Origin of the sequence: Streptomyces sp. NPDC048191 (assembly GCF_040652655.1) — a bacterium.
GTDB lineage: Bacteria > Actinomycetota > Actinomycetes > Streptomycetales > Streptomycetaceae > Streptomyces.
Window position 1 is genome coordinate 15763 of the sequence record NZ_JBEZMO010000045.1, and the last position, 23672, is coordinate 39434.

The window sequence follows — 23672 nt, forward strand, 5'->3', positions numbered from 1 at the left end:
TGGAGTGAGACGACGATGGCCGACCGGGTCACGGTGATCGGCTGGGACGGCTCGCCGCTGACCGACGCGGCACGCGCCGCCCTCGGCGCCGCCACGCTCGTGGCGGGCGCGGCCCACCACCTGGCGCTTCCCGAGGTCCCGCCCGCCGCCGAACGCATCCGCCTGGGCAGTGTCGCGCTCGCCGCCCGCAGGATCGCCGCCCACCGCGGCACCGCGGTCGTGTTCGCCGACGGCGACCCCGGCTTCTTCGGCGTCGTACGCACCCTGCGCGCCCCGGAGTTCGGCCTGGAGGTCGAGGTCGTCCCCGCCGTCTCCTCCGTGGCGGCCGCCTTCGCCCGTGCCGGCATGCCCTGGGACGACGCCCAGGTCGTCGTCGCCCACCCGCGCACCCTGCGCCGGGCCGTGAACGTCTGCCGCGCCCACACCAAGGTCGCCGTCCTCACCGCACCGGGAGCCGGACCCGCCGAACTCGGGCTCCTGCTGGAGGGCGTCCACCGGACCTTCGTCATCTGCGAGGAACTGGGCACCGAACGCGAGCAGGTCACCGTCGTCACCTCCGACACGGCCACCGACCACAGCTGGCGCGACCCCAACGTCGTCATCGTCATCGGAGGACCCGCCGGAAGAGGTGCCACGGGGGACAGCGGCGGCTGGATCGCCGGCCGCGACCCCGGCGCCGGTCCGCGCGGCTGGGTCCAGCCCGACGAGTCCTACGGCGACGGCCTCGGCGAGGGTGAGACGGAACTGCTGCGCGCCGCGCAACTCGCCCGCCTCGGGCCCCGGGTCGGCGACCTCGTCTGGGACATCGGCTGCGGCTCCGGCGCGTTCGCCACCGAGGCCGCGCGCGCCGGCGCGGCCGTCATCGCGGTCGACCGGGATGCCGGGGCGTGCGCCCGGACCGACGCGGCCGCGCGGCGCTTCGGCGTTCAACTCCAAGTGGTCCAGGGCACGGCACCGCACGTCCTGGAGAACCTGCCCGAGCCGGACGTCGTCCGGGTCGGCGGCGGGGGAGCGGCCGTCGTCTCCGCGGTCGCCGACCGGCGCCCGCAGCGCATCGTCACGCACGCCGCGACGCGCGACGCGGCCGAACTCGTCGGACGCGACCTGACGGAGCACGGATACCGGGTCGAATGCGCGCTGCTGCAGTCCGTCGAACTCGACACCCGCGCCTGGACCGAGACCGAGCGGAGTGTCGCGTTCCTGCTGAGCGGGGTTCTTCCCGATCGCGCCCCGTGATCCTGTTGTCGTACTGCGCGCGGTAGGCTGGCCGATCGTTGTGCCACACCGGGCGGCCCGGAACTTCGTTCGCCAATGTCCGGAAAGCGCGCCCGTTTTGGGGTGGGTGTGGTACCGCGAGACCGGAGGACGCGCAACGTGGCGCAGTCCACAGCGGACTGTCGCGGATCATGCTGTCGCGACGGCGGAACGGCCGGGACAATGCCACTGAATGGCTTTGTCGCCTTTTCCGGCGGGTCGTTCGTGCCGCTGGGCGCGGACGCTCGTTCTTCACTACGGGCGGTCGGTGCGCCGTTCCGGGTGAGCTGGTCGTAGGAGCACTAAACCGATGGGCGAGGGGTACGCATGACCGACACCGGCCAGGTCCCGGCCGAGGGACAGCCGGAGAGCGCAGGCATGGTGGAGCAGCCGGGCGTTGCCGCGCACGGTGCGTACGCCTACCTCTCCGAAGCACCCGCCGAGGACGAAGAACTGCTGCTGCCGGGCGCCCAGGGCGCGTGGGGCAACGAGGTGCCGCCACCCGCTCCGGAACCGGTCGTCGAAGCCGTCCACGAGCCGGGCCCGCACGAGACGGCCGGCCGCGACAGCGGCTCCGTGGACCTCAGCGGCGTCCGCCTGCCGAACCCGGCCCCGGCTCCCGCGCCGCCCTCGGCCGTTCTCGAGGCCCCGCAGGACCAGTCGGCCGCCGCGCAGCAGCCACGCCGGCCGCTGCACCTCGGCCCGCTGATCCCCGACGCCTCCGCCAGCCCGGTCCGCTCCCTCGCCGACCGCGGCCCGGCCGGAGCACCGGTACGGCAGCCCGGCCCGGCCGTGGCCGGACCCGAGTACCTCGACGCCCAGCCGCTGCGCGACATGGGACCGCAGAGCGCGGCCCCCTGGGGCGCGGTGCCCGCCGCCGCACCGGTGGCGGCCGCGGTGGCCCGGACAGGCGCGGGGGCTCCGGCTGCCGAAACGGTTGACCCGGCCGCCGTCTCCCTGGACGCCGCCGACGGGAACGAGCCGTCCGGCGCGGCCCAGGCCGCCGTCGAGCGCCTCACGAACCAGGCGGCCGCGCAGACCCCCGGCACGGCCCCGGTGGTGCACGGCCACGACGGCGTCCAGCCCGTGCACGGGCACGACGCGGTGTACACGGCGCCTGCGGGCGCTGCTCCCGAGGGCGTCGCGCCGTTCGCGGCGGAGTACGCGCCGGAGGGTGCCCCTCAGCCTTCCGCCGAAGCCGGCCAGGACGCGCCCGGTGGGCAGGCCCCCGAGGAAACGGCCGCCGTGGACGGTGGGTTCGCCCTGGCCGGCGCTGTCGCCGCGGACGGCGGGCCCGTGGCCGGCGCCGAGGCGGTGACGGAGCCCGGGCCTGCCGCTCCCGAGCCCGCGCCGGTGGCCGCGGAGCAGCCGGAGACGGCCGTTCCCACTCCGGCGATGGAAGCGAACCCGGCCGAACAGAACGCCCCCCAGAACGCCGGGTTCCAGGCCGTGCCCGGTCAGGCGCCGGAGGCCGTCCAGGTCGCCACCGCCGCCGAGGCGGCCGAGCCCGCGCAGCCGGGCCACGGTGAGAGCGTGCCGCAGACACCGGGTGCGCCCGAACCGGTCGCGGTCGACGCCGGACAGGTGGCCGAGGGTGCCCTCGTCGTGCAGACGCCGGACACCGTTCCCGCGCCGGAGGCGTCGGACCCGGCCCAGGCCGCCCCGGGGGCCGTTCCGGTCCAGGGCGAGGCTCCCGCTCCCGCGCAGACCGACCCGCACACCCCGATCGCAGTGGAACCGCAGCCCGGCACGGTGGAGGCGGACGCCCAGCCCGCCGCTCCTCAGCCCGCGCCCGCCGCCGAAGCCGTACCGGTCAACGAGGACGTTCTGGCCGCCGAGGGCGTACCGGCCCCCGAAGCCGTACTGGCCCCCGAAGCCGTACCGGCCCCCGCGTCGGCGGCAGTGCCCGAGCCCGGTTTCCCGGCCCCTGCGCCGGAGGCCCCGGCCCCGGCGGCGGAGGCTCTCGTCGCTTCCCCGGCCCCCGAGGCCGTACCGGCGCCGGTCGCCGCCGCTCCCGAGCCGCACCTCCACCCGGCTCAGGGTCCCCAGCTGGCCGAGCCCGCCACGCCCGCCGCCGAGGTCCAGCCCGGCGCTTCGCAGGCCGAGGCCGCTGTCGTGCCGCAGGCCCAGCCCGAGCCGGCCGTGCCGGACGCCCACCAGGTCGCCCCCGGCACCGAAGCGGTTCCGCCGGCCGGCCCCGGCGATCCCGCCGGACCGCAGCCCCAGCCCGCCGCCGAGGCCGTCGCCGCGCCGATCGACGACGATGCCCCGGTACAGCCGGCGGACAGCACCCCGGAGCCGGCCGCCGCCGCGGCCGACCCCGCTCCGGCCGGTTCCGCCGCCCAGCCGGAGACACCCGAGCAGGCCGAGCCGCTGCCCTCCGGCGTACCGGCGGAGCCGCAGCCGGAGCAGCCGTTCGGGCAGTTCGTGCCGGTCGAGGGCCAGGTGCCCACCACCCCGCACCTGGCGCCGACCCCGCCGCAGCCCCTGGTCCTGCCCACGCAGGACGCGCAGGAGCCGGTGGCCACGGTCCCCGCGCCGCGCGAGGGCGAGCCGGCTCCCGTACCGGCGGCGTCGGACGCGGAACCCGCACCCGATGTCGTACAGCAGGCGGAGGACCTGCGGACCAGGGCCGCCGACCAGGAAGAGGAGGGCACGGCCACCGTGGCGGAAACACCCCGGCCCACCGGTCCCGCCGCTTCCGGCTACGCCGAGGCCGAGCGCGAGGCCGTCCTGAAGGTGATGCGCGAGCGCCGCGACATCCGCAACGGCTTCCGCAGCGACCCCATCCCGCACGAGGTGCTGCTGCGGGTCCTGGAGGCCGCCCACACGGCGCCCTCCGTGGGCCACTCGCAGCCCTGGGACTTCGTCGTCATCCGCTCCGCCGACACCCGGCGGACGATGCACGAACTGGCGATGCGTCAGCGCGAGGCGTACGCCAAGTCGCTGCCGAAGGGCCGGGCCAAGCAGTTCAAGGAACTGAAGATCGAGGCCATCCTCGACACCCCGGTCAACATCGTCGTCACCGCCGACCCCACCCGCGGCGGCCGTCACACCCTCGGCCGCTACACCCAGCCGCAGATGGCGCCCTACTCCTCGGCGCTCGCGGTGGAGAACCTCTGGCTCGCCGCCCGCGCCGAAGGCCTCGGCGTCGGCTGGGTCAGCTTCTTCGACGAGCGGGAGATGGTCCGCGCGCTCGGCCTGCCCGAGCACCTGGAGGTCGTCGCCTACCTGTGTGTCGGGTACGTCGACGAGTTCCCGGACGAGCCCGAGCTGATGCAGGCCGGCTGGTCCAAGCGACGCCCCCTGTCCTGGGTGGTGCACGAGGAGACGTACGGCCGCCGCGCCCTGCCCGGAGAGGAACCCCACGACCTGCTTGCCGAGACCGTCGCACAGATCCGCCCGCTCGACGCCAAGGCCCTCGGCGAGGCCTGGGAGCGCCAGAAGCGCATGACCAAGCCGGCCGGCGCGCTCGGCATGCTGGAGATCATCTCCGCGCAGCTGTCCGGGCTGTCCCGGCAGTGCCCGCCGCCCATCCCCGAGCCCGCCGCCGTCGCCATCTTCGCCGGCGACCACGGTGTGCACGCCCAGGGCGTCACCCCCTGGCCGCAGGAGGTCACCGCCCAGATGGTGGCCAACTTCCTCGGCGGGGGAGCGGTCTGCAACGCCTTCGCGGGCCAGGTGGGCGCCGAGGTGTGCGTGGTGGACGTCGGCGTCGCCGCCGACCTTCCGGCCACCCCCGGCCTGCTGCCGCGCAAGATCCGCGGCGGCACGTCCGACATGACGACCGGCCCCGCGATGACCCGTGAGGAGGCCAAACAGGCCATCGAGGTGGGCATCGAGACCGCCCGCGACCTGGTCGCGGCGGGCAACAAGGCGCTGCTCACCGGCGAGATGGGCATCGCCAACACGACGGCGTCGGCCGCGCTGATCTCCGTGTTCACGGGCGCCGACCCGGCGGAGGTCACCGGCCGCGGCACGGGCATCAACGACGAGACGCTGGCCCGCAAGACCGAGGTCGTCCGCCGCGCCCTGGACCTCCACCAGCCGGACCCCGCCGACCCCGTCGGCGTCCTCTCCGCGATCGGCGGCTTCGAGCACGCGGCCATGGTCGGCCTGTTGCTCGGCGGTGCCTCCCTTCGTACGCCGGTGATCCTGGACGGCGTCAGCGCCGGCGCCGCCGCCCTGGTCGCCCGCGCCATCGCCCCCGAGGTGCTGGCGGCCTGCATCGCCGGCCACCGCAGCGCCGAGCCGGGGCACGTGGCCGCCCTGAACAAGCTGGGCCTGCGTCCGCTGGTCGACCTGGACCTGCGCCTGGGCGAGGGCACCGGCGCGCTGCTCGCCCTGCCGCTGGTGCAGAGCACGGCGCGGGCGATGCACGAGGTGGCCACGTTCGACTCGGCGGGAGTCACCGAGAAGTAGGCGTCACGGCATGGGTGGTCCGGTGTTCAGCTGCCGGACCGCCCGGTGCCCTCTGCCCTGCACCTAGCTAAAATCGCACGTCAGGGCCGCTCCGAAGGTGCAGCGGGCCCCCACCGCACAGCTGCACGAGGAGCCGCCCCTCATGGCCGAACACCCCGCCTACCCCGTAGGCCTCCGTCTCTTTGGCCGCCGCGTGGTCGTCCTCGGCGCCGGCACGGTGGCCCAGCGCCGCCTCCCGGCCCTGATCGCGGCCGGCGCGGACGTCGTCGTCGTGTCCCCCGAGGCGACCCCCTCCGTGGAGGCCATGGCGGACGCGGGCGAGATCACCTGGGAGCGGCGCCCCTACGCGGACGGTGACCTCGCCGAGGCCTGGTACGCCCTCATCGCCACCAGCGACCCCGACGCCAACGCCCGGGCCTCCGCCGAGGCCGAGCGTCACCGCGTGTGGTGCGTCCGCTCCGACGACGCCGACCGGGCGACCGCCTGGACCCCCGCGACCGGCCACAGCGAGGGCGTCACCGTCGCCGTGCTCACCACGGACGCGCGCGGCCGCGACCCCCGCCACACCGCCGCCATCCGCGACGCCGTCGTCGAGGGACTGCGTGACGGCACGCTGGTGGCGCCCCACCACCGCACCCGCACCCCCGGCGTCGCCCTGGTCGGCGGAGGCCCCGGCGACCCCGACCTGATCACGGTCCGCGGCCGGCGGCTGCTCGCCGAGGCGGACGTCGTCATCGCCGACCGGCTCGGCCCGCGCGACCTGCTCGCCGAACTCCCGCCGCACGTCGAGGTCATCGACGCGGCGAAGATCCCCTACGGCCGCTACATGGCCCAGGAGGCCATCAACAACGCGCTCATCGAGCACGCGAAGCAGGGCAAGTCGGTCGTCCGGCTCAAGGGCGGCGACCCGTTCGTCTTCGGCCGGGGCATGGAGGAGGTCCAGGCGCTCGCCGAGGCCGGCATCGCCTGCACGGTGGTCCCCGGCATCTCCAGCTCGATCTCCGTGCCGGGCGCGGCGGGCATCCCGGTCACCCACCGGGGCGTGGCGCACGAGTTCACCGTCGTCAGCGGCCATGTCGCCCCGGACGACGAGCGTTCCCTGGTCGACTGGCCGTCGCTGGCGAAGCTCACCGGCACGCTCGTGATCCTGATGGGCGTCGACAAGATCGGGAAGATCGCCGAGACGCTCGTCGCCCACGGCAGGTCCCCGCAGACTCCGGTCGCGCTGGTCCAGGAGGGCACGACGGCCGCGCAGCGCCGCGTCGACGCCACCCTCGCCACGGTCGCCGAGACCGTACGGACCGAGGAGGTCAAGCCCCCGGCGGTCATCGTCATCGGCGAGGTCGTGACGGTGGGCCCGGAGCCCACCGCGTGACCACCCACCCCCTTGATCACGCGTAACCCGGGGTAACGTAGCCGTTCCCAGCCGTTGGCAGCACACCCAGGACAAGGCAGTATCACCCTGTGGCCGATCTCATCACCGTCGAGGATCCCGACGACCCCCGCCTCTCCGACTACACGGGCCTGACCGACGTCGAGCTGCGCCGCAAGCGCGAGCCCGCCGAGGGCCTGTTCATCGCCGAGGGCGAGAAGGTCATCAGAAGGGCCAAGGAAGCGGGCTACGAGATGCGCTCCATGCTGCTCTCGGCCAAGTGGATCGACGTCATGCGCGACGTCATCGACGAACTGCCCGCCCCGGTCTACGCCGTGAGCCCCGAACTCGCCGAGCAGGTCACCGGCTACCACGTGCACCGCGGCGCGCTCGCCTCCATGCAGCGCAAGCCGCTGCCCACGGCCGGCGAACTGCTGCGCTCCGCACGCCGGGTCGTGGTCATGGAGTCGGTCAACGACCACACGAACATCGGCGCGATCTTCCGCTCGGCGGCCGCGCTGGGCATGGACGCGGTCCTGCTGTCCCCGGACTGTGCCGACCCGCTGTACCGCCGGAGCGTCAAGGTCTCCATGGGCGCGGTGTTCTCGGTGCCGTACGCCCGTCTGGAGACCTGGCCGAAGGGCCTGGAGTCGGTGCGCGAGGCCGGCTTCACCCTGCTCGCCCTCACCCCGGACGACAAGGCCCGCAGCCTCGACGAGGCCGCCCCGCACCGGATGGACCGGGTGGCCCTGATGCTCGGCGCCGAGGGCGACGGGCTCTCCACCCAGGCGCTGGTCGCCGCGGACGAATGGGTCCGCATCCCGATGTCCCACGGCGTCGACTCGCTCAACGTGGGCGCGGCCGCGGCGGTCGCCTTCTACGCGGTGGCCACGGGCCGCCCGGGGTCCTGACCGCCGCGCCCCGCGGCAGCGGCGGCTACTTCCCGAAGTCCCGGCTCGGCGCCGAGGCGTACCCGTCGGGCACCGGCAGGTCGGCGTCCGCCGGCCGGTGGCTCTGCTGCGCGTGCCGCCCGCTCGGGCCGCCGTCGCCGCCGAGCCCGCGCGCCGGACCCTGACAGCCCTGGGCCACCGCGATGCCGAGCGCCACGAGCAGCGTGACCACGACGAACACGAACAGCCGCTGGCGCAGCAGCCGCGGATTGGCCGGCCGCAGCCCGCTGCCCGTCGTACGCGGTGCCGGACGCCCGGAACCGCCCCGCGCGGGCGGACGGCTCCCGCCGCCCGAGCGCGGGCCGGCGCCGCGGGGCGCTGGGGTCGGGCGCGCCGTGCCCGGCCGTGCGGGGGCACCCGCGCCGTTGCCGCCCCGCGGGACCGTGCCGCCGCGTGCCGGCGCGCCTCCCCGGGCGGGGGCTCCGCCACGCGGGGCCGGGGTGCCGGGGGAGGTGCGGCGCTGGGTGCGCTGCTGCTCGGGGTAGGTGTCGACGAGCCGCCCCGTGGGCCGGTCCGCCTCCGCGGCGCGCGGCGAGGGCGGCCGCACCTCGGCCAGGCCCTGTGCCTCACGGGCGGCGATCTCCTTGAGCCGCAGCGACAGCTGCAGCGTGCTGGGCCGGTCGTCGGGGTCCTTGGCCAGACAGGCCCGTACCAGCGGGGCGAGCGCGTCCGGTACGCCGTGCAGCTGCGGCTCCTCGTGCACCACCCGGTACAGCATCACCTCGGAACTGCCGTGCCCGAAGGGCGAGTCGCCGGTGGAGGTGTAGGCGAGGGTCGCGCCCAGGGAGAACACGTCCGTGGCCGGAGTGACCGCCGCGCCGCGCACCTGCTCGGGCGCGAGGAAGCCGGGGGAGCCGACCGCCGTACCGACGTGGGTGAGCGTGGAGGCACCGGTGGCCCAGGCGATGCCGAAGTCGATGATCCGCGGCCCCTTCGGGGACAGCAGGATGTTGGAGGGCTTGAGGTCCCGGTGGACGACACCCGCCTCGTGCACGGCGACGAGTCCCTCGGACAGGGCCGCGCCGACCGCCGCCGTGTCGGCCGCGCTCAGCGGGCCCTCGTCGGCGACCTTGTCGTGCAGCGACGGACCGGGCACGTACTGCGTGGCGAACCAGGGCCGCTCGGCCTCCAGGTCCGCGGCGACCAGCCGGGCGGTGCAGCCGCCCCTGATCCGCCGGGCGGCCGAGACCTCGCGGGCGAACCGCGACCGGAACTCCTGGTCCTCCGCCAGATCGGGCCGGATCACCTTCAGCGCGACCCGCTGCCCCTTCTTGTCGGAGCCGAGGTAGACCACGCCCATCCCACCCGCGCCGAGCCGCCTGTGAAGCCTGAACGAGCCGACGACGCGCGGGTCCTCGCGCCTCAGGCGCATCATCGCCATGTTCATCCCCGCTGCCCGGTCCCTGTGACGTGGCACAGCTTACGTTTCCACGGCCCGCTGCGCGCAGAGGCCGCGCCCTCCGGGCCGGGTGGATTGTGCGAGGCGCGGGTAGGAGGTGAAAAGCGGTCAGGAGGGCGGTGCCTTCCGGGCCATTGGGTCACCTCGTCCCCCAACCACAGCCGGGCACAGGGACGTTGGGGGCGCAGGACGGCGGCAGGCACAGGTCCGCGCACCCGCCCGGCACCCGTCGCGGACCGGCCGCGGGCGCGGTCACGGGACCGGCCTCGCACCGGACGCGGCGGCCGCCCCATCCCCGGTCGAAGTGATCGAAGTCACTCCTTCCGGCCGATGGACGCTTCGGAAATGACCGGACACAGTGGGCACCCCCTCGGGGAAGACCCCGAGACCCGGAGGGGCGTCTCCACCCAGGGGAGTACGTGCCGCGTCGTGGCTCATCCTCGGGGAGGCCCGGCAATCGGTACGAAGGCATGACGCCCCGGCACCCGCCCCCGCCTAGATTTGGGGTCAAGCGGCGGGTGCAGCACTCGTCCCCCGAGGTCAGACACCCGCCGCTGCCGACGACAACCGAAACGGTCAGGAGAGGGACCATGGCCCACACGGCACCGCGACGCCCGGCGTTCGCAACCCGCCGGACGGGTCGCCGCCACCCCCTGGTGGCGACGCTCATGGCCCTTCCCCTGGCGGCCCTGCTCCTGCTCGTCTTCGACGGCTGGGAGACGGTGGCCACACAGGCGTCGTCCGTGGGTGCGATGCTGGGGCGCTGAGCGGCGACCCCAGGCCCGGAAGAGCGGTCCGGGCGGGGACATCCATCCAGGAAACCCCGTGGGGACGGGGGTGCGGCGGACGGCACAAATGCCGGCGCAGCTGGGGAGCTGCGCCGGCATGCGCCGTTCACGGGGCCCTGCACCACTGCGGGCGGTCATGCCTCCCCCGGCGCGACCCCGCCTCCGGCAGCGCGCCAGTACCCTGTGCGCAGCCCACCATCCCGAGGCACCGTTGACCGCAGACAGCCCCGCTCTCACACCCGCGCTCACCGCAAAGGCCAGAGCCGTCGCCCACCCGAACCGCACCGGAGGCGCCCCCTGCGCCTGCGGCGGCGGCGTCCTCGCCGACCGCCCCGACGCCACCGTCGTACGACACGCCGACACCGTCGCCAAGGCCCACGCACCCGGCACCGACCCCGCCGAGCTGACCCTCCGCCTGGCCACCGCCACCCGTCTCCCGGACGTCCTCCTGCCGCCGCTCGCCCCGGCACCCGCTTCGCTGGGGGACCGCCCGGTGACCTTCTGGCCGTACGGCGCCCCCGTGGACCCCGACGATCCCGGAGCGGCCCCCTGGGAGGCGACCGCCACCCTCCTCGCCCGTCTGCACCGCACGGCCCCGCCCGACGGACTGCCCCCGATGCGCGGCCCCGCCAAGGCCGCCCGCGCCCTGGCCCGGCTCCACGCGGCCCTGCGGGGCGCGCCCCATCCCGCGGCCGGGCCCGTCCGCCGGGCCTGGGCCACCCTCCCCGCCTGGGCCCGCGCCGAGGCCCCCATGCCCGGCCCGCCCGTCCTCTGCCACGGTGACCTGCACCTGGGCCAGCTCGTCCGCCACCCGGCGCCGCACGGCCCCTGGCGGCTGATCGACGTGGACGACCTGGGTACCGGCGTCCCGGCCTGGGACCTCGCCCGCCCCGCCGCCTGGTACGCCTGCGGGCTCCTGCCGCCCGCGGAGTGGACCCGTTTTCTCGGCGCCTACCGGCGGGCCGGCGGCCCGGCCGTCCCCGCGGACGGCGACCCCTGGCCGGTCCTGGACGTCCCGGCCCGCGCGCTGACCGTGCAGACGGCGGCCCTCGCCCTGGCCAAGGCGCTCGCGGCCGGCCGCGAGCTGGACGAGGTCGAACAGGCCGTCGTCGACGCATGTGCCCGAATGGCCCCGATTCCGCACCAGTTGGCGCCCGAAGTCACCGGCTAGGCTGCAACCGGCCGGGGCTGGACGGAGTCTGTCCTGGGGAAACACGAAGCAGTACCGACCGGCGAGGAGTTGAGCCGACGATGCATTGTCCGAAGTGCCATGCGCCGATGCACACCTACAACCGCAACGGCGTCCAGATCGAGCAGTGCAGCGGCTGCCGCGGCATCTTCCTCGACTACGGCGAGCTGGAGGCGCTGACCCAGCTGGAGGCCCAGTGGTCCAAGCCCGCGCCGCCGGCCCCGCAGGCCTACCCGGCCCCGCCCGCGCCCGCCTGGGGCGCTCCGCACGGCGGACACCACGGACACCACGGTCACCATGACCACCACGGTCATCACAAGAGCTGGGCCCACATGCTGTTCTCCAGCTGAGCGCACGAAGAAGCCCCCGGTCGCGAGACCGGGGGCTTCCTGGTGTGTGGACGATACTGGGATTGAACCAGTGACCTCTTCCGTGTCAGGGAAGCGCTCTCCCGCTGAGCTAATCGTCCGCAGGCCGTGACCCTGGGGTCACAGTCGGTGCGCGATACTGGGATTGAACCAGTGACCTCTTCCGTGTCAGGGAAGCGCTCTCCCGCTGAGCTAATCGCGCGGGTGGGGACCTTCGAGAAGACCCGTGGATCTTGCGAGAAGATCCAGTGGACGATACTGGGATTGAACCAGTGACCTCTTCCGTGTCAGGGAAGCGCTCTCCCGCTGAGCTAATCGTCCTTGGAGGTGGAGACGGGATTTGAACCCGTGTAGACGGCTTTGCAGGCCGTTGCCTCGCCTCTCGGCCACTCCACCAGGAGTGTAGGGGATCGGGATGACCCCTTCTTCCTTCGAGCGGACGACGAGGCTCGAACTCGCGACCTCAACCTTGGCAAGGTTGCGCTCTACCAACTGAGCTACGTCCGCCTGTCGTTTCGGTCCGCTTCCGCGTCCCGGCGACGTGTTGAACTCTAGCGGATTCCCGGGCCAGTACAAAAACGCGTTTGCGCAGCGTGCTGCGCTGGCCCCGGCGGACCCCGCGGCCGGAGCCCGCTCCGGGACATCCCGGGGCCACCTGTCGGACACCCGACCTAGACTCGACCACGTGCTTCACCACCGTCCCGACCTCCCCCCTCTGGCCCGCTTCGGCGACCGCGTCGCCACCGGCCTCCTCGACGTCACCGGCGACCCGGCGGCCCTGGACGCCACGGGCTTCTGGGCCGTGTGCGCGGACTTCGAGGGCCGGCTGACCTGCGCACGTTTCGCGGACGTACGCGAGGAACCCGTGCCCGCCCCCGTGCCGGGCGGCTGGCAGGGACCCGCGGTGGGGGACTGGACCTCCTCCCTGGACCGGGCCGCGTACACGGCCGCCGTCCACCGGATCCGCGAGCACATAGCGGCGGGAGAGGTCTACCAGGCCAACCTCTGCCGGGTGCTCAGCGCGCCGCTCGCCCCCGACGCCGACGTGGACGCCTTGACCGCGCTGCTGGCCCGGGGCAACCCGGCGCCGTACGCCGGCACGATCCGGCTGCCGGACCACGGCGTGGAGCTGGCCACCGCCTCACCCGAGCTGTTCCTGCGCCGGGACGGGCGTGTCGTGGAGTCGGGACCGATCAAGGGCACCGGCCGCACGGAGGCGGACCTCCTGGAGAAGGACTACGCCGAGAACGTGATGATCGTGGACCTGGTGCGCAACGACCTCGGGCGTGTCTGCGCGACCGGCAGCGTGACCGTCCCGGACCTGTGCGCCGTGGAGAAGCACCCCGGCCTGGTCCACCTCGTCTCCACGGTCCGCGGTGAGCTGCGCGACGGGGCCGGGTGGCCGGAGCTGCTCGCCGCCGCCTTCCCGCCGGGTTCGGTGACCGGTGCGCCCAAGTCGAGCGCCCTCGGGATCATCGAGGCCCTGGAGACCGCCCCGCGCGGGCCGTACTGCGGCGGCATCGGCTGGGTCGACGCCGACCGGGGCGTGGGCGAGCTGGCCGTCGGCATCCGCACCTTCTGGATCGACCGCGCCGAAGGCGCGCTGCGCTTCGGCTCCGGCGCCGGCATCACCTGGGGCTCCGACCCCGAGGGGGAGTGGCGGGAGACCGAGCTGAAGGCCTCCCGGCTGCTCGCGGTAGCGTCGGGGGCGTACGAGGCAAGTGGAGGGGTGTTCGCATGAGGATCTGGCTGGACGGCGGGCTGCGGGACCTGGAGTCCGCCCATGTCTCCGTCTTCGACCACGGGCTGACGGTCGGCGACGGCATCTTCGAGACGGTGAAGGCGGTCCACGGGCAGCCCTTCGCGCTCACCCGGCACCTGGATCGGCTCACCCGTTCCGCCCGCGGCCTCGGCCTGCCCGACCCCGACCACGACGAGGTCCGCGAGGCCTGCGCGGCCGTTCTGGAGGCCAACCCGATGCCGCTCGGCCGGCTGCGGATCACCTACACCGGCGGCCACGGCCCGCTCGGCTCCGACCGCGGCGAGCACGGCCCGACCCTCGTGGTCGCCCTCGGCGAGACGACCCGGCGCCCGGACACCACCGCCGTGATCACCGTCCCGTGGACGCGCAACGAACGCGGCGCCCTCACCGGCCTGAAGACCACCTCGTACGCCGAGAACGTCGTGGCCCTCGCCCGCGCCCATGAACACGGAGCGTCGGAGGCGCTGTTCGGCAACACGGTCGGACAGCTCTGCGAGGGCACCGGGTCGAACGTCTTCGTCGTCCTGGACGGTGAGATCCACACCCCGCCGGTCTCCTCCGGCTGTCTCCCCGGCATCACCCGCGCGCTGGCCGTCGAGTGGACCGGCGCCAGGGAGACCGAGCTGCCGCTGGACGTCCTGGGGCGCGCCGACGAGGTCTTCCTCACCTCGACCCTGCGGGACGTCCAGGCCGTGCACCGGATCGACGACCGCGAGCTGTCCGCCGCCCCCGGCCCCGTCACCGCCAAGGCGATGCGGATCTTCGACGAGCGGTCCGGGCAGGACCTGGACCCGTGAAGGCACGGAAACTGAGCTGACGTGAGTCTTCCGGACGGGTAGAACACCCCTGATGACCACGACCCTGCGGCCGGCCGAGCCGCTTCAGCAGCATCCCGACGGCACCCGTTCACGCCGGTACCAGGTGTGCGTGAACAGCCGTCCCGTCGGCGAGATCCACCTCGGCACCTCGCCGTCCCTCGGCGACTCGGTGGCCCGCGTGATCGACCTGCGGATCGACGAGCCCGACCGGCGCCGCGGCCGGGCCACGGTCGCCGCGCTCGCCGCCGAGGAGGTGGCGCGCGGTTGGGGCTGCACGCAGATCGAGACCGTCGTCCCCGCCCCGGCGGACATAGCCCTGCGCCTGTTCGGCGCCCTCGGCTACACCCTGCGCAACCGCGGCATGGAAAAACGCCTCGGCACCACCCCGCCCGTACTGCCGCCGGACAGCAGCGCGCGGCCGATGACCGAGGCGGAGTACGAGGCGTGGCACGCGTACGAGAGCGAGCAGTACGCGCGCCTGTGGATCGAGCGCGGGGTCCCCGAGGCCACCGCGCGCGCCAAGGCCCGCCGCGACCACGAGAGGCTGCTGCCGCACGGCCTCGCGACCGAGGGCATGCTCTTCAGCGTCCTGGAGCACGAAGGGGCCCGGGTGGGCACGCTGTGGGTGGCCCTGCAGGACGGCAGGGCGTACGTCTTCGACGTCGAGGCCGACGCGGCCCACCGCGGCCGGGGGCACGGGCGCACGCTCATGCTGCTGGCGGAGCGCCAGGCGATCGAGGCCGGCCGGCCGGTCCTCGGGCTCAACGTGCACGCGGGCAACGGACCGGCCGAGCGGCTCTACGAGTCACTGGGCTACGAAACCACGTCGCACGCCCTGTCCAAGCCCCTCGTGTAGACGCCGCGGACTCAGGCCTCCCGCTCGCCCAGCAGCCGGTCGGCGATCTCCTCGACGCGCTCGCGCAGCCCCTCCTGGCTCTTGCCGCCGTCGAGGCGTTCGCCGCCGATGACGTACGTCGGGGTGCCGGTCACGCCGATCGCCTTGCCCTCGGCCTGGTCGGCGTCGACGATCAGGATGTGCCGGCCGTCGATCAGCGCGGTGTCGAACTCCTCGGCGTCCAGCCCGAGTTCACGGGCCACCTCGACCAGGAAGGGTTCGCCCTCGCGGTCCAGCTCCTCGACCCGGGCCAGCACGGCCTCCACGTACGGCCAGCCCTTGCCCTGCTCCAGCGCCTCCTCGGCGGCCTGCGCGGCGGCGAAGGCGTGCTTGTGCTTCTCCAGCGGGAAGTGCCGCAGCCGCAGCTCCAGCCGGTCGCCGTAGCGGGCGCGCAAGGCGCGGACGTCGTCCAGGGCGGTGCGGCAGTCGGGGCACTGCAGCTCGCACCAGACGTCGAGAACGGGGGCGTCGGTGCGTGCGGGGGAGGAGTCGCTCATGCCGACCAGTCTTCCAGGCCGGACGCGGCCGACCCAATCGGCCCGGTACGCCGGCCGTTCCCGGTCAGGGGGTCCGTGGGGTACGGCATCGCACCGGCACTCCAGTAGGACACGACCCGGAGATGTCCCTGATGTCCCGCAGGAGCGTGGCATCGCGCGGACGTGGCGGTGCAGGATGGAGGAGGACGGAGGCGGTGTGCCGTGCCGGTGCTCCGTGTCCGCCGAGTTCAGCCTTCCACCCGACCGAGCCCGCCAGGAGGACCGGATGATTGCCGAGACCGTCTGCTCCGCCGTGTCCGCGGCGGGCCTGGGCATCGCGGTGGTCACGGCCTACCGCAAGCGTTTCCTCGCGGCGACCCGCATCGCGGCCTATGCACTGGTGCCCGTCGGCCTGGTGATGACCGGGGTCGTCGGCTGGCTCGCCGACACCGCCTTCAGCCCCACCGCGTGGGCGGGCTTCGGGGTGCTGGGTGCGGCCTGGCTCCTGTTCGCGAGCACCCGGGCGGTCGAACGCCGGCGCGGCGGCACCCGTGCCGAGCGCAGAGCGGCGGCCGGTGACCGGACCGAGGCCGTGGCCCCGGGGACCCCCGCACCCTCCCTGGGCGCGGGCACCCGCCCCGCGACCGGGTCCGGCAAGGCGTCGCGCGCCACCGGCTCGGGCGACGACTTCAGCGACATCGAGGCCATCCTCAAGAAGCACGGCATATGAAAGCCGCACGCCACCGCGGTGGTCCTGGGCCCCCGCAGACCCTCCCGGGCTGAAACGACACAGAGCGTCGCCCGGGTGTCCGGAACCGTTCACAACCCGAAGCAAGTCGGACGAGACGACGCGATATGCGGCAACTCCCTCATATCGCGGGTGTGTTGATCGCGAGCGGGCTCCCTTCTGCGCCATGATCTCCGCGAGATGCTGGACACGAGACAGAGCGAGGCCGCGCCGCCGAAGGACGAGCCGCGCGGGTGCCTCTTCGCCCTATCCCAGCCACCGCTGATGATCTTCCTTGCGGTGATCGGGTGTCTGCTGCTCATGGCTGCGCTGCACGACCTGCTGTTGCTGTGAGCCGTACGCGTCCGTCCCGGCGCCACCCGCCGGGACCGACGTCGCACCGGACGCCGCGCGACGACTTCGATGCCGCTCACTGTTCCCGGTGTCAGGCTGCCGGCGCTGCCCCCTGCGTGACGGGCGTGCTGGGCTGCCGGCGCGCCTCGTGACCGTCGCCCCGCCGGTCCGTCCGCCGCGCGACCGGGCCCGCTGTCACCCGGCCTGCCGGCTGCCGGCCGGCGGCTTGCGCTGGGCGGCTGAGCAAGCTGTCCCTGAGCGAACCGCCACCGTACGTCGGCCCTCCCGACGACGTCGGTCCACCGCGCCGTCCGCGTTCCGCGCGGTCAGCCCGTCGCCTCCTTGCGGCGGGCGCGATAGGCGGCCACATGGAGTCGGTTTCCGCAGGTGCGGCTGTCGCAGTAACGCCGCGAGCGATTGCGGGAGAGGTCGACGAAGGCACGCCGGCAGTCCGGTGCCTCGCAGCGCCGCAGCCGCTCCTGCTCCCCGGCCACCACGAAGAAGGCGAGCGCCATCCCGCAGTCGGCGGCCAGATGGTCGGCCACGGAGGCGCCGGGCGCGAAGTAGTGCACATGCCAGTCGTAGCCGTCGTGGTCCGTCAGGCGTGGGGTGGTGCCCGCGGCGGCGACGAGCTCGTTGATCAGTCCCGCGGCGGAACGGGGGTCCGGGGCGGCGAAGATCGCCGCGAACCGCCCCCGGATCCGGCGCACCGCCGAGAGGTCGAACTCCGACAGCACACCGACATCGCTGATCTCGTGGTTTCGTACGAAATCCGCGAGAGCCGGCACATCGGGCAGTGCGTCGGCCGCCCCGCCGTCCTCCGGCGCGGTGTTCACCAGATCCACCACGGTGTCGAGGGCGCACCGGGTGTCGTGGGTGATCAGCACGTTTCGCTCCCTGGCCTGAGGGTCGGGCGGACGCCCGCCGATGCTGGCCGATGGTAGCGACAACCCCGACCGGCGCACCGTGCCCGTCCGACCTCGACTGTCGGGAGAACGCCGCCGCGCCCCGGGAGGTTCCCGCACCGCGGTGGCGTACGCCGGCCCCGTCCGTCGACGGAGCCCGTGCGCGCACAGGTCGGCGCCGTACCGTGATCTGCTCACGGTAACGGCGCCGGGCTGTGCCGTATACGGCTGTCTTGGCCCGAGCCGTCTCCCCGAGTGGACGGCGCCGGGCTGCTTTCGGAGGCCGCGACCTAACTCTCCGCCAGGATGTGCGAGAGCTCCTGATCCAGATCGAAGTGCCGGTGCTCCGTGCCGGGAGGCACGGCGGCGTCGGTTCGCTTCAGGAAGGACTCCAGGGCCCGCGCCGGGGCCTCGAGCAGGGCCTCCCCCTCAGGAGAGCTGAGGGCGATGCACACGACGCCCTGACCGTGACTGCGCGACGGCCAGACACGGACGTCGCCGGTGCCGGTGGGCCGGTGGAGCCCCTCGGCGAGGAGGTCGCGGGCGAACACCCACTCGACGGTCTCCTCGGCTCCGGTGTGGAAGGTGGCGTGCACGGCGTAGGGGTCGGCCGTGTCGTACCGCAGGCCTGCGGGGACAGGCAGGGAGGACTCGCTCGACACAACGAGGCGCAGGTGCAGCTCGCAGCTGACCGTGGTGTTCATAAGCGCCAGGGCCTTTCGCTCAGTGTGCGCTCGGGGATTCGCACGTCGGCGAAATCGACATGCCACCTACGATGCCGTTGTAAACCCCTCTGAGGGTTTTGCGTGTGTTTACGTAACTCTTCCGGCCGAGAACTCGTACGGGATCTACGACCATTCCGGTGACTGATTCACTCCGGTAGGGTTTGTCTGTATGAATACGGGGAGTGACGAGCCGGGCGAGGTCGCCGTGGCACCGGACGAGGCGAGGGCGGACCGGCGGGAAGCCGGGCCGGGCAGCGGGCCCGGGAACGGGGACGGGCTCGGCTCCCGCGCGCCGGAATTCATCAAAGCCCGCCGGTTGCTCCATCTGAGTTGGCAGGTCGGGGTCTTCGTGGTCGGCCTCGCGGTCGTCGGCGCCGGCGTCGTCATGCTGCCGCTGCCCGGACCCGGGTGGGTGGTGATCTTCGGGGGCATGGCGATCTGGGCGACCGAGTTCGTCTGGGCGCAGCTCGTCCTGCGCTGGACCAAGCGCAAGGTCACCGAGGCGGCCCAGCGGGCCCTCGATCCCAGGGTGCGCCGCCGGAACATCACCCTGACCGTGATCGGGCTGGTGATCGTTGCCGTGCTGGTCGGGATCTACGTGTGGCAGTTCGGTCTCGTCATGCCGTGGAAGATCAAGGATCAGTGATCCTGGGCCGCGGCCGGGCCTTCCGCCGCCCCGGCCTGTGGTCGGGGGCACCCCCTGACATGGGGTAATGTTCTTCCTGTGCCCGGGCGATTAGCTCAGTGGGAGAGCGCTTCGTTCACACCGAAGAGGTCACTGGTTCGAACCCAGTATCGCCCACCCGGACCGACGGCCCATCTGCGAAACAGCAGGTGGGCCGTCGTCGTGTGCGCGTCAGAACCGTACGGGCAGCCGTGCTGAGCCGGCCCCGATGGGCGCGGTGTCTTTTGCCGAACCGGCAACTTTTCTCGTGCCCTGAGGGCCACCCGTCGCACCATCGTCGCCACGGGGTGCGACCGGAGGGGCCGGCATCCGGCCGGGCCGTTGCGGAGCGTCAGCCGCAGGGTGGCCGACGTATGCAGAACTGCCGACAGATCGAGACGCACCGGCGCATCCCGCCGTCCCGACACGACGAGACACACCGGCGCAACGTGCCACCACGTCCGGCGTCAGACAGCCCACAAGCGCCACCCCCCTCCGGCGCCCCCGGAGCGCCGCCCCTCCGCTGGCCCTCCCTGCCCTGGGGCGAGCCTCACCGACACCGGCTCCCCAACAGGACCCGCACCAGCACCGGCACCAGTTCCAGCAAACGGTCTAGTACCAGTACCAGCACCCGCCCCGCACCCACGGCCCCAGGAGGCCTGATGCCCAAGCCCCCCGCTCCCGCCCCCGTCCCGGCTCCCACCCCGACCCCGGCCACCGCCCCCACCCACCACCTGGTCCCGTCCCCAGCCGGACGCGTGCATGTCGTGGAGCAGGGGCGCGGCCCCCTCGTGCTGCTGGTGCACGGGTTCCCCGAGTCCTGGTACTCCTGGCGGCACCAGTTGCCCGCCCTCGCCGCCGCCGGATACCGGGCGGTGGCCGTCGACGTCCGGGGCTACGGCCGTTCGTCGAAGCCGGCGGCCGTGGACGCGTACCGGATGCTCGACCTGGTCGCGGACAACGTGGCGGTCGTGGAGGCCCTGGGGGAGGAGTCCGCGGTGGTCGTCGGGCACGACTGGGGTGCCACGATCGCCGCGACTTCCGCTCTGACCAGGCCAGATGTGTTCCGGGCCGTGGGGCTGCTGGGCGTGCCGTACAGCCCGCCGGGCGGCCCGAAGCCCAGCGAGGTGTTCGCGGGCATGGGCGGGGACGAGGAGTTCTACGTCTCGTACTTCCAGCAGCCGGGCCGGGCCGAGGCGGAGATCGAGCCCGATGTACGCGGCTGGCTCGCAGGCTTCCACGCCGCCCTCTCGGCGGACACGATGCCTGCGCCGGGCGCTCCCGATCCGCACTTCGTCGGCCCCGGCGGCACCCTGCGCGAGCGCTTTCCGGCCGGCCCGCTTCCGGCCTGGCTGGACGAGGGCGACCTCGACGTCCTGGCCGCCGAGTTCGAGCGGACCGGGATGACCGGGGCGCTGAACCGTTACCGGAACATGGACCGGGACTGGGCGGACCTGGCCGGTCACGAGGGCGCGCCGATCAGGCAGCCCTCGCTGTTCATCGGTGGCGGCCTGGACGCCTCCCTCGCCTGGCTGGCCCCCGCGGTGGAGGCCTACCCCGAGACCCTGCCCGGCCTCCTCGGCTCGCACATCCTCGACGGGTGCGGTCACTTCGTCCAGCAGGAGCGGCCGGAGGAGACGAACCGGATCCTCGTCGACTGGCTCGCCGCGCTGCCCGGCTGAACCTCCGTCCGTTCGGCCCTCGGCGTTCGGTCCGGAAGAAAATCCTGTCCGACTCATTGACGCACCCCGGGCCCCTCCGTAACCGGGACGGTGACGATCCGTTACTCGTGGTGGGGTGCCGAGGAGCGGGCCAAGAAGATCGAGCGGACCATCGCGCTCTTCGAGAAGAAGTACCCGAAGATCAAGGTCAAGACCGACTTCCAGACGTACCAATCCTTCTGGGAGAAGTTCCAGACCCAGGCCGTCGGCGGAAATCCCCCGGACGTTTTCCAAAATGCCGTCACCTTTCTCCGGAAGTACGACAAGCGAGGAATTCTGCTCGACCTCAAGTCCCAGGCACAGGCAGGCAATCTGACCCTGGATCACGTGACGAAGGTCGGCGAGGTCGACGGAAAGCAGCTCGGAATTCCCGTCGGTTCCAACACCATGGCGCTCGTCGTCGACAGGAAGGTGTTCCAGAAGGCCGGCGTCGAGCCGCACACGGGATGGACCTGGGACAACTACTTCAAGGCCCTGAAGACCATCCACGACAGGACGAAGATCCCCGGAGACACCGGGTACTTCGCGATCATGTACCTGTACGACCTCTACCTGCGGCAGAACGGCAAGGCGTTCCACACCAAGGACGGACTCGGCTTCGACAGGGCCGATCTGACGGAGTGGTGGACCACCGACCCGAAGGTCGTCTCCCAGGACTACCCCAAGTCCTCGCTGTCCGCCGGTCACGGCGCCTCGGAGTTCACCTGGGACAACTTCACCGTCCGCTACTCGTCGGAGGGCGACAGCGCCTACGGCCTCGCCCCCATCCCGACCATGGACGGCAAGCACACCGGCCAGTACCTCGCCTCCCTGATGCTCAGCGCCTCCGCCCGCACCTGCCACCCCAAGGAGGTCGCGCGGTACGAGGAGGACACCGCCAAGGCGGGCGTCCTCGGCACGATCACCCCGCACCCCTCCGGATCCGGCGGGAGTCCGCGTTCGGCACCCCCTACGGCATCGCCCGCACCTCCGAACTCCTCTTCTGGGGCAACGACTCCACACCCGACGCCGACACGCTCGCCCAACAGGTCGCAGCCGTGTGGGTGTTGCCCCAGCTCGCCGCCCCACCCAGGCAACTCGTCAAGGCCGGGGGGCTTCTGGGACTACGGCGACTTCATGCACAGCTACGACACCGTGCGTCACCAGTGGCGGTACGGCATCGGCGGCTACGCCTGGGACAACTCCGAACTCTCGCCCGACCTGTGGCTCTGGTACGCGTACCTGCGGAGCGGCCGCTCCGACCTCTTCCGCTTCGCCGAGGCACTCACCCGCCACACCGGCGAGGTCGACGTCTACCACCTCGGCAAGTGGGCCGGCCTCGGCACCCGGCACGGCGTGCAGCACTTCGGCGACAGCGCCAAACAACAGTGCATCGCCAACACCACCTACCGGCGCTTCTACTACTTCCTCACCGCCGACGAACGCGTCGGCGACCTCATGCACGCCAACGTCGACTCCGACGAGACCTTCCCCGTCCTCGACCCCCAGCGCAAGGTCCGCACCGACCCCTACACCCCCGACCGGCACGCCCTGTCCATCGGCTTCGGCACCGACTAGAGCGGCCTGGTCTCGGCCTGACCGGTCGGAACGCAAGGGACCCAAGTGGGAGAAGGCCAGGGCCCGTGTGCTGTCCACGATGGAGGGCATCGCTGCCCAGCCCAACGGCTTCGTCCAGGGCAGCGGGTTGTACGACCTCGACACCGGAAAGTTCGCCGTAGCCGACCAACCGGTGGTCTCGGTCTCCCACCTCTCGGCCGTCTTCGGTCTCAACGAGCTGTGCGCCGAGCTGATCGACCCGGCCGACATGCCGAAGTTCAAGGACGCCTACCTGGACTACTGCCGCTACTTCAACGCCACCAAGGCCGAACGGGCGGACCGCTACGGCAGCGACTTCGGGACCCTGCTGCTCTTCCAGGGCCACTCGCGCCTCGACGCCTACGCCGCCGTACAGACCGGTGACGCCACCCTCGCCAAGCGCGCCTGGGCCAAGTTCTACGGCTCCGACGGCTACACCGAGTCCTCGCCGTGGAAGACCGAGAAGCTGACCGGCCCCGCCACCCTGGTCGAGGGCAGCGAGGCGAGCTGGGTGTCCAGCAACGACACCGCGCTCTACGGCCTCGCGGCCATCGAGAACCTGGCGTTGCTCGGCGACAGGATGCCCTGGACGTGCCGGGGGAGCGCCGTCGCACGGGCGGCGGCGCTCACTCGTCGAGTCTGCCCCGGCGCCCGGCTCGGCGCATGAGTACGCGTACTCAGATCCCCGCCCCGCACCGGGCAGACTCTCCCCATGGACTGGACCCACTACCGCTTCCTGAGCCTGTGGTCCCTGCCCGCGCCGCCCGCCGCCGTGTACGCGGTGCTGGAGCGGCCCGAGGACTATCCCCGCTGGTGGCCCCAGGTGCGCTCGGTGACCCGGCTGGACGACTCCACCGGCGTCCTCACCATCCGCTCGGTCCTGCCCTACGACATGACCTTCACCGCACGCCGCACCCGCCACGAGCCCGGCGCCGGCGTGCTGGAGGTCACCCTGTCCGGCGACATCGAGGGCTGGGCACGCTGGACGGTCACCGCCGACGGCTCAAGGACACTGGCCCGCTACGACCAGGACGTCCATGTGCACAAGCCGCTGCTCCGCCGCCTCGCCGTACCCTGCCGGCCGGCCTTCCGCGCCAACCACCGGCTGATGATGTGGTCCGGACGGCGCGGACTGCTGCGCCGGCTGCAAGCGGTTTGAAGGATCGGCGCCGGGACCTGTATTGTTCACTGCGTTCCCGGGCGATTAGCTCAGTGGGAGAGCGCTTCGTTCACACCGAAGAGGTCACTGGTTCGAACCCAGTATCGCCCACCGGGAAAGAGCCGGTCCGCCCAGCGGACCGGCTCTTT

Annotated in this window: 19 protein-coding genes, 7 tRNA genes and 2 pseudogenes; 19 read left to right on the forward strand and 9 right to left on the reverse strand. The window is 73.1% G+C overall.

Features of this window, described 5'->3' with window-relative positions; translation table 11 throughout:
* The first annotated feature begins 15 nt into the window (after positions 1–15).
* From cbiE to AB0D93_RS38715, 4 genes are all read left to right on the forward strand, one after another.
* Positions 16–1236, forward strand: coding sequence for a precorrin-6y C5,15-methyltransferase (decarboxylating) subunit CbiE (gene cbiE, locus AB0D93_RS38700; RefSeq protein WP_362130497.1), 1221 nt, complete (start codon positions 16–18; stop codon positions 1234–1236).
* Positions 1237–1581: 345 nt separating this feature from the next.
* On the forward strand, positions 1582–5676 hold the full coding sequence (gene cobT / locus AB0D93_RS38705) for a nicotinate-nucleotide--dimethylbenzimidazole phosphoribosyltransferase (protein ID WP_362130500.1): 4095 nt from the start codon (positions 1582–1584) through the stop codon (positions 5674–5676).
* 142 nt (positions 5677–5818) lie between these two features.
* Positions 5819–7051: a uroporphyrinogen-III C-methyltransferase gene (gene cobA, locus AB0D93_RS38710; RefSeq protein WP_362130503.1), complete on the forward strand. Its 1233-nt coding sequence runs from the start codon at positions 5819–5821 to the stop codon at positions 7049–7051.
* 89 nt (positions 7052–7140) lie between these two features.
* The gene (locus AB0D93_RS38715) at positions 7141–7959 is read left to right on the forward strand and encodes an RNA methyltransferase (RefSeq protein WP_362130506.1); all 819 of its coding nucleotides are present in this window, start codon (positions 7141–7143) and stop codon (positions 7957–7959) included.
* Between the two features lie 25 nt (positions 7960–7984).
* Here the strand turns inward: AB0D93_RS38715 and AB0D93_RS38720 are convergent, their stop codons facing one another.
* Positions 7985–9385, reverse strand: a complete 1401-nt coding sequence (locus AB0D93_RS38720; RefSeq protein ID WP_362130509.1) for a protein kinase — start codon at positions 9383–9385, stop codon at positions 7985–7987.
* 602 nt (positions 9386–9987) lie between these two features.
* On the opposite strand from AB0D93_RS38720, the gene AB0D93_RS38725 reads away from it, so the two are divergent.
* From AB0D93_RS38725 to AB0D93_RS38735, 3 genes are all read left to right on the forward strand, one after another.
* Positions 9988–10164 carry a hypothetical protein gene (locus AB0D93_RS38725; RefSeq protein ID WP_362130512.1) on the forward strand — a complete coding sequence of 59 codons (177 nt, stop codon included), beginning with the start codon at positions 9988–9990 and terminating at the stop codon, positions 10162–10164.
* A 232-nt stretch (positions 10165–10396) separates the two neighbouring features.
* Entirely contained in the window at positions 10397–11356 is a 960-nt protein-coding gene (locus AB0D93_RS38730; RefSeq protein ID WP_362130515.1) for an aminoglycoside phosphotransferase family protein, read from the forward strand.
* Positions 11357–11436: 80 nt separating this feature from the next.
* Positions 11437–11724, forward strand: coding sequence for a zf-TFIIB domain-containing protein (locus AB0D93_RS38735; RefSeq protein WP_362130518.1), 288 nt, complete (start codon positions 11437–11439; stop codon positions 11722–11724).
* A gap of 47 nt (positions 11725–11771) precedes the next feature.
* Here the strand turns inward: AB0D93_RS38735 and AB0D93_RS38740 are convergent.
* The 5 genes from AB0D93_RS38740 to AB0D93_RS38760 form a co-directional block, all read right to left on the reverse strand.
* Positions 11772–11843, reverse strand: a tRNA-Val gene (locus tag AB0D93_RS38740).
* Positions 11844–11872: 29 nt separating this feature from the next.
* Positions 11873–11944: transfer RNA gene (locus AB0D93_RS38745), tRNA-Val, on the reverse strand.
* 47 nt (positions 11945–11991) lie between these two features.
* Positions 11992–12063: transfer RNA gene (locus AB0D93_RS38750), tRNA-Val, on the reverse strand.
* Position 12064: 1 nt separating this feature from the next.
* A tRNA-Cys gene (locus tag AB0D93_RS38755) sits at positions 12065–12138 on the reverse strand.
* A gap of 38 nt (positions 12139–12176) precedes the next feature.
* A tRNA-Gly gene (locus AB0D93_RS38760) sits at positions 12177–12249 on the reverse strand.
* A gap of 178 nt (positions 12250–12427) precedes the next feature.
* Between AB0D93_RS38760 and AB0D93_RS38765 the strand changes: the two genes are divergently transcribed.
* From AB0D93_RS38765 to AB0D93_RS38775, 3 genes are read left to right on the forward strand one after another with little or no spacing between them, the layout of a single operon-like run.
* Positions 12428–13483 (forward strand): chorismate-binding protein, encoded by a 1056-nt coding sequence (locus AB0D93_RS38765; protein WP_362130522.1) that lies wholly within the window; start codon positions 12428–12430, stop codon positions 13481–13483.
* Positions 13480–14301 (forward strand): aminodeoxychorismate lyase, encoded by an 822-nt coding sequence (locus tag AB0D93_RS38770; RefSeq protein WP_362130524.1) that lies wholly within the window; start codon positions 13480–13482, stop codon positions 14299–14301. Before AB0D93_RS38765 ends, AB0D93_RS38770 begins: the two co-directional genes overlap by 4 nt.
* A gap of 52 nt (positions 14302–14353) precedes the next feature.
* Positions 14354–15178 carry a GNAT family N-acetyltransferase gene (locus tag AB0D93_RS38775; protein WP_362130527.1) on the forward strand — a complete coding sequence of 275 codons (825 nt, stop codon included), beginning with the start codon at positions 14354–14356 and terminating at the stop codon, positions 15176–15178.
* Between the two features lie 11 nt (positions 15179–15189).
* On the opposite strand, the gene AB0D93_RS38780 is transcribed toward AB0D93_RS38775, so the two are convergent.
* Complete coding sequence (locus tag AB0D93_RS38780) at positions 15190–15714, reverse strand: DsbA family protein (RefSeq protein WP_362130530.1); 525 nt, start codon at positions 15712–15714, stop codon at positions 15190–15192.
* Positions 15715–15979: 265 nt separating this feature from the next.
* On the opposite strand from AB0D93_RS38780, the gene AB0D93_RS38785 reads away from it, so the two are divergent.
* Together AB0D93_RS38785 and AB0D93_RS38790 are read left to right on the forward strand one after the other, a co-directional pair.
* Entirely contained in the window at positions 15980–16423 is a 444-nt protein-coding gene (locus AB0D93_RS38785; protein WP_362130533.1) for a hypothetical protein, read from the forward strand.
* Positions 16424–16621: 198 nt separating this feature from the next.
* A complete protein-coding gene (locus tag AB0D93_RS38790; protein WP_165289388.1) occupies positions 16622–16774 on the forward strand; it encodes a hypothetical protein in 153 nt (50 codons plus the stop codon).
* Positions 16775–17100: 326 nt separating this feature from the next.
* Here AB0D93_RS38790 and AB0D93_RS38795 read toward each other — a convergent pair whose 3' ends face one another.
* A complete protein-coding gene (locus AB0D93_RS38795) occupies positions 17101–17661 on the reverse strand; it encodes a CGNR zinc finger domain-containing protein (RefSeq protein ID WP_362130535.1) in 561 nt (186 codons plus the stop codon).
* A 308-nt stretch (positions 17662–17969) separates the two neighbouring features.
* On the reverse strand, positions 17970–18383 hold the full coding sequence (locus AB0D93_RS38800; RefSeq protein ID WP_004002642.1) for an SsgA family sporulation/cell division regulator: 414 nt from the start codon (positions 18381–18383) through the stop codon (positions 17970–17972).
* 190 nt (positions 18384–18573) lie between these two features.
* Here AB0D93_RS38800 and AB0D93_RS38805 point away from each other — a divergent pair, with 190 nt between their 5' ends.
* The 7 genes and pseudogenes from AB0D93_RS38805 to AB0D93_RS38835 all read left to right on the forward strand — a co-directional run bounded on the left by AB0D93_RS38805 (position 18574) and on the right by AB0D93_RS38835 (position 23634).
* Positions 18574–19050: a TIGR02611 family protein gene (locus tag AB0D93_RS38805; protein ID WP_362130538.1), complete on the forward strand. Its 477-nt coding sequence runs from the start codon at positions 18574–18576 to the stop codon at positions 19048–19050.
* 84 nt (positions 19051–19134) lie between these two features.
* Positions 19135–19206, forward strand: a tRNA-Val gene (locus AB0D93_RS38810).
* Positions 19207–19730: 524 nt separating this feature from the next.
* Complete coding sequence (locus AB0D93_RS38815; RefSeq protein ID WP_362130541.1) at positions 19731–20750, forward strand: alpha/beta hydrolase; 1020 nt, start codon at positions 19731–19733, stop codon at positions 20748–20750.
* 84 nt (positions 20751–20834) lie between these two features.
* Positions 20835–21713: pseudogene (locus tag AB0D93_RS38820) on the forward strand (extracellular solute-binding protein); the annotation flags it as partial.
* Between the two features lie 14 nt (positions 21714–21727).
* Positions 21728–22950: pseudogene (locus AB0D93_RS38825) on the forward strand (Tat pathway signal sequence domain protein); the annotation flags it as partial.
* A 126-nt stretch (positions 22951–23076) separates the two neighbouring features.
* Positions 23077–23523, forward strand: coding sequence for an SRPBCC family protein (locus tag AB0D93_RS38830; protein WP_362130544.1), 447 nt, complete (start codon positions 23077–23079; stop codon positions 23521–23523).
* A 39-nt stretch (positions 23524–23562) separates the two neighbouring features.
* Positions 23563–23634, forward strand: a tRNA-Val gene (locus AB0D93_RS38835).
* Positions 23635–23672 lie beyond the last annotated feature (38 nt).

Coding starts and splice junctions, on each gene's coding strand:
- cbiE (WP_362130497.1), top strand. CDS start 16: ATGGCCGACCGGGTCACGGTGATCGGCTGGGACGGCTCGCCGCTGACC.
- cobT (WP_362130500.1), top strand. CDS start 1,582: ATGACCGACACCGGCCAGGTCCCGGCCGAGGGACAGCCGGAGAGCGCA.
- cobA (WP_362130503.1), top strand. CDS start 5,819: ATGGCCGAACACCCCGCCTACCCCGTAGGCCTCCGTCTCTTTGGCCGC.
- AB0D93_RS38720 (WP_362130509.1), bottom strand. CDS start 9,385: ATGAACATGGCGATGATGCGCCTGAGGCGCGAGGACCCGCGCGTCGTC.
- AB0D93_RS38725 (WP_362130512.1), top strand. CDS start 9,988: ATGGCCCACACGGCACCGCGACGCCCGGCGTTCGCAACCCGCCGGACG.
- AB0D93_RS38735 (WP_362130518.1), top strand. CDS start 11,437: ATGCATTGTCCGAAGTGCCATGCGCCGATGCACACCTACAACCGCAAC.
- AB0D93_RS38770 (WP_362130524.1), top strand. CDS start 13,480: ATGAGGATCTGGCTGGACGGCGGGCTGCGGGACCTGGAGTCCGCCCAT.
- AB0D93_RS38775 (WP_362130527.1), top strand. CDS start 14,354: ATGACCACGACCCTGCGGCCGGCCGAGCCGCTTCAGCAGCATCCCGAC.
- AB0D93_RS38780 (WP_362130530.1), bottom strand. CDS start 15,714: ATGAGCGACTCCTCCCCCGCACGCACCGACGCCCCCGTTCTCGACGTC.
- AB0D93_RS38785 (WP_362130533.1), top strand. CDS start 15,980: ATGATTGCCGAGACCGTCTGCTCCGCCGTGTCCGCGGCGGGCCTGGGC.
- AB0D93_RS38790 (WP_165289388.1), top strand. CDS start 16,622: ATGCTGGACACGAGACAGAGCGAGGCCGCGCCGCCGAAGGACGAGCCG.
- AB0D93_RS38800 (WP_004002642.1), bottom strand. CDS start 18,383: ATGAACACCACGGTCAGCTGCGAGCTGCACCTGCGCCTCGTTGTGTCG.
- AB0D93_RS38805 (WP_362130538.1), top strand. CDS start 18,574: ATGAATACGGGGAGTGACGAGCCGGGCGAGGTCGCCGTGGCACCGGAC.
- AB0D93_RS38815 (WP_362130541.1), top strand. CDS start 19,731: ATGCCCAAGCCCCCCGCTCCCGCCCCCGTCCCGGCTCCCACCCCGACC.
- AB0D93_RS38830 (WP_362130544.1), top strand. CDS start 23,077: ATGGACTGGACCCACTACCGCTTCCTGAGCCTGTGGTCCCTGCCCGCG.